The sequence below is a fragment of the Streptomyces sp. NPDC060198 genome (assembly GCF_042728415.1).
Taxonomy (GTDB): domain Bacteria; phylum Actinomycetota; class Actinomycetes; order Streptomycetales; family Streptomycetaceae; genus Streptomyces.
Genome location: NZ_JBHWZJ010000501.1, coordinates 1 through 4,233, shown reverse-complemented (window position 1 = coordinate 4,233; position 4,233 = coordinate 1). Strand labels below are relative to the sequence as shown.

The window sequence follows — 4,233 nt, the reverse complement described above, 5'->3', positions numbered from 1 at the left end:
GGGCTGTCCCGTAATCCCCGGCGGGCGCACGACGACAGCTACGGCACCTCGCTGCGTTGTCGGAACGCCCGAATACGCCCAGTATGCGGACGCCCCTCCGCCTTGCGATGCACCGCATCCGGCGCCGCGCACTGATCCACCACGAATTGCGGGACAACCCTTGGAGGGCTGTCCCGCCGGCGCGGAGAAGAACCGGGCGGCACGTCCGGGGACCGTCCCCGCAGGTGCGGGGAGCACGGCGCCCGGGTCACCCTCCAGGACGGAGTCCAGGGACCATCCCCGCAGGTGCGGGGAGCACATCGGCAATCTGGTGGCCGACCCCGAGCTCCGGGGACCATCCCCGCGCATGCGGGGAGCACTCGTCGCGCAATGCGGACATGGCTGTACGGGCGGGACCATCCCCGCACACGCGGGCAGCACCTCACCGTCTGGCGCGCCCTGCGGGAGTTCCCGGGAACATCCCCGCACACGCGGGAAGCGCTCGACCACCCTTGCGCGCACGTGGCCCGCCTCGCAAACATCCCCGCACACGCGGGAAGCGCTCTGCCTGACCTGGGCGTTCAGCCGGCCATCACCGCCCGGATCCGCACCCTCAAGGCTCACCCTCCCCCGACACCAACGCGTGCCACCACGCCACGGTTCCGCTCAACACCCGAGGCGACCCCCACGGCCCCGCTCCTGCCACACCCGCCGCACCTCCGCGTAGTCGACCAGCCGGATGCCCTCCTCGGCCAGTAGCGCTCGCGCCTCCGGCGAGACCAGGAACTCGTAGTCCGTACGTCGTACGCGCCAGCCGTCGTCCAGGGCCCGGGACTCCCGGGTGCCGAGGCTCGGGTGGACCGCCCATTCGTTGAGGCCGGGCGGCAGGTCGCGCAGGAGCTGGGCGTACCGGGACGGTTTGCCGTCGAGCGGGAGGGCGTAGCTGTCCAGGAAGTCGTTCTCGCTGACGGGCAGGCGACGCCGGCGCACAGCCTCGCGTGCGGGGTCCAGCCAGGCCCGGACGGCGAGACCGTACTCGGTGGCGAGGGACACGGTGAGGTCGAAGATGTCGTCGCGGCCACCGTCCGCGAGGCAGTGGAAGTCCAGGTGGGTGGGGGTGAGGCCGGCCACCGCCACGGTGTCGATCTGGGCCCGGAACTCCCGCTCCACGTCCTCGATCCGGGCTTGGGCGAGGAGCGCCCCACGGCCGGAGGGGGTCGGGGCGAAGAACCTGCCCACGGGGTCCAGCAGGGACGGCACCTGCTCCCTGGCGCTCACCGGACCCCAGGGGGCACCGGGCATCTCGCAGACCATCGTGAGGTGGACGCCGAACGAGACCTCCGGCCGCCGGAGCAGTCGCCGCATCGCGTCCGGTGCGGCCGGGCACGGAACCATCAGGCTGCACGAACCCGCGACACCCTGCTCGATCGCCTCCACCACCGCCTCGTTGATGGCGGGGTACATCCCGAAGTCGTCACAGTTGACGATCAGCAGACGTTCTCCGGTGGGGTATCCGAGCAGTTCGCCGGACCGGAGGGACGAGGTCTCCGCTTCGGTGGTGCCACGGGTACGGCTGCGGGGAGTGACACTCGTCTCGTCCATGCTCGCAGTGTGCGGCCACTCCGCCCGACGCCGGAAACGGATTTCCCGCCGCCGGGCGACCGAGGCTCCCGGGACGTGAGTGACGCACGGGGCCGACGAAGATCCTCTGCTCGTCCCCGCACGGGCGGGGAGCAAGGCGACCGCAATCCCCCGCCCGGCGCCCTCATCGGGCCATCCCCGCACCTGCGGGGATCACGCGTCGCACACCATGCGGGCCTGGTTACGGTCAGGGCCATCCCCGCGTGCGGGGAGCACGAGAAGCCCGACACCGCCGGGAGCACTTCGTGCGGGCTGCCGCCCTGAGGGCTTGCCCGGGACCGTCCCCGCGCGCGGGGAGCACTGTCGGCCGCCTCGGACTTCCCAGATGCCGTCGGGACCATCCCCGCACGCGCGGGAAACACAGCGCTCCGCAGATGCGGATGATGCACGCGTGCGGACCATCCCCGCACGCGCGGGAAGCACTCTTTCTGACCTGCGGGCTGTCCAGCGGCAGTCGGCTCCCGGTCCCACTCGGCCGATTCCGCCCCACCCGGCAGCACCAACGCCCTCCCTCTCCAGCCCAGTTCACCACACCCCGCCCGCCCCGTCACCCACCCCGCGAACGGTCACCGCCGGACGCCGCCACCCCTGCCCCACGGCACACCGGAGAGACACCGCGCCACCCCGCCCGCCGACGCTTATACACCTCACTCCCGCCCCCGGCTCCCGGTAACGCGTATGGATCGCGTTAAGGTATTGAAAGGTAAAGAGATCACCAAGAGCTCACAAGGGGCGCCACACGCACCGGCGTGCCACTCGGGAGGAAGCCATGGGAACCCGCCGCACCACGCTGCCCGGAGTCGGAACTCAGTACGACTTCATCACCGAGTCGGGCCAGCACATCTCCGTCGTCGTCCACCACGACGGGCGCCGGTTCATCGGGTTCTACGAGCAGGACGACCCAGATTCGTGCCGGCTGTCCGTCCCCCTGACGACGCACGAGGCGACCGCGCTCGCCCACCTCATCGATCCCGCACCGATCGACGCCGTACGGACCGAGGGCATCGACCTGGTCACCGAGCACATCCCGCTCGGGTCGCGTTCGCCTTACGGAGGAAGGGTGCTGGGGGACACGCAGGCGCGGACCCGGACGGGGGCCTCGATCGTGGCGGTGTTGCGGACGCACAGTGCGCATCCGTCGCCGGGGCCCGACTTCCGGCTGGCCATCGGCGACACGCTCGTCGTCGTCGGTACCCGTGAGGGCGTCGACACGCTCTCCGAGATCATTGCGGAGGGCTGATCGTGCACGACATGACCGCACTGCTGGTGGAGCTCGGCTCCGTCATTCTCGGGCTGGGGATCATCGGACGGTTCGCCGGCCGGATAGGTCTCTCGCCGATTCCCCTCTACCTCCTGGCAGGTCTCGCGTTCGGCGAGGGCGGGCTGCTGCCGCTCGGCGCGAGTGAGGAGTTCACCGCGGTCGGCGCCGAGATAGGCGTGATCCTGCTGCTGCTCCTCCTCGGGCTCGAATACAGCGCCTCCGAACTGGTCACGAGCCTCAAGACCCAGTACCCCTCCGGCCTCGTGGACTTCGTCCTCAACGCGACCCCCGGCGCCGTCGCCGCGCTGATCCTCGGCTGGGGTCCCGCCGGGGCCGTCGCACTGGCCGGGGTCACCTGGATCTCCTCGTCCGGTGTGATCGCCAAGGTGATGACGGACCTGGGGCGCCTCGGCAACCGGGAGACCCCGGTCATTCTCGGCGTTCTCGTCATCGAGGACCTGGCGATGGCGGTGTACCTGCCGCTGCTGACCGCCATGGTCGCCGGAGTCGGGCTCGCCGGAGGCAGCATCGCGCTGCTGATCGCGCTCGGGACCGTGGGGTTCGTCCTCTATCTGGCGCTGCGCCACGGCCGGCTCATCAGCCGGGCCGTCTCCTCCGACAACCCGGAGATGCTGCTCCTCGTCGTCCTCGGTCTGACCGTGCTCGTCGCCGGGCTGGCGCAGGAACTCCAGGTCTCGGCGGCCGTGGGCGCGTTCCTCGTCGGCATCGCGCTCTCGGGCGAGGTCGCCGAGGGAGCCCGCAAGCTGCTCACGCCGCTGCGGGATCTCTTCGCGGCGGTGTTCTTCGTCTTCTTCGGGCTCTCGACCAACCCGGCCGACATCCCGCCGGTCCTGCTCCCGGCAGCGCTGCTCGCCGTCGTCACCATGCTCACCAAGATCTTCACCGGCTGGTACGCGGCCCGTCGCGCGGGCATCAAGTCCCGTGGCAGGTGGCGGGCCGGCGGCACGCTCGTGGCGCGCGGCGAGTTCTCCATCGTCATCGCGGGCCTGGCCGTCGCGACCGAGCCGCGTATCGGGCCCATCGCCACCGCGTACGTACTGATCCTGGTCATCCTCGGCCCGCTCACCGCCCGCTGGACCGAGCCGGCGGCTCTCCGGATCAAGGCGATGCGCGGCACCCGCACCGGAACCGCCGGAACCGCCGGAACCCCGAAGGACGCCGTCACCACGTACGTGCGGCCCACGCACGACGACCTCACGCCCGAGCACGCCGGGGAGGGCCGCGACTGACGCTCCGAGGCACGGGCCCCGGCACCACAGGTCCCGGCGGCACAGGCCCGCAAGGCCACGAGGTCTCCCGCTCCCCGGAAACAGCAACGGCTGTTTCCGGGG

General features: G+C 71.2%; 3 protein-coding genes. 2 read left to right on the top strand and 1 reads right to left on the bottom strand.

Annotation, left to right across the window (positions count from 1 at the left end; all coding sequences use genetic code 11):
• Positions 1 to 645: 645 nt before the first annotated feature.
• A complete protein-coding gene (locus ACFWEP_RS32425; RefSeq protein ID WP_387375542.1) occupies positions 646 to 1,581 on the bottom strand; it encodes a polysaccharide deacetylase family protein in 936 nt (311 codons plus the stop codon).
• An 808-nt stretch (positions 1,582 to 2,389) separates the two neighbouring features.
• Here ACFWEP_RS32425 and ACFWEP_RS32420 point away from each other — a divergent pair.
• Together ACFWEP_RS32420 and ACFWEP_RS32415 are read left to right on the top strand one after the other, a co-directional pair.
• On the top strand, positions 2,390 to 2,860 hold the full coding sequence (locus ACFWEP_RS32420; protein ID WP_387375540.1) for a cation:proton antiporter regulatory subunit: 471 nt from the start codon (positions 2,390 to 2,392) through the stop codon (positions 2,858 to 2,860).
• A gap of 2 nt (positions 2,861 to 2,862) precedes the next feature.
• Positions 2,863 to 4,131: a cation:proton antiporter gene (locus ACFWEP_RS32415; protein WP_387375539.1), complete on the top strand. Its 1,269-nt coding sequence runs from the start codon at positions 2,863 to 2,865 to the stop codon at positions 4,129 to 4,131.
• The last annotated feature ends 102 nt before the right edge of the window (positions 4,132 to 4,233 follow it).

What these genes read in the sequence shown, in the direction of transcription:
- ACFWEP_RS32425 (WP_387375542.1), bottom strand. Translation starts at nt 1,581, where the DNA reads ATGGACGAGACGAGTGTCACTCCCCGCAGCCGTACCCGTGGCACCACC.
- ACFWEP_RS32420 (WP_387375540.1), top strand. Translation starts at nt 2,390, where the DNA reads ATGGGAACCCGCCGCACCACGCTGCCCGGAGTCGGAACTCAGTACGAC.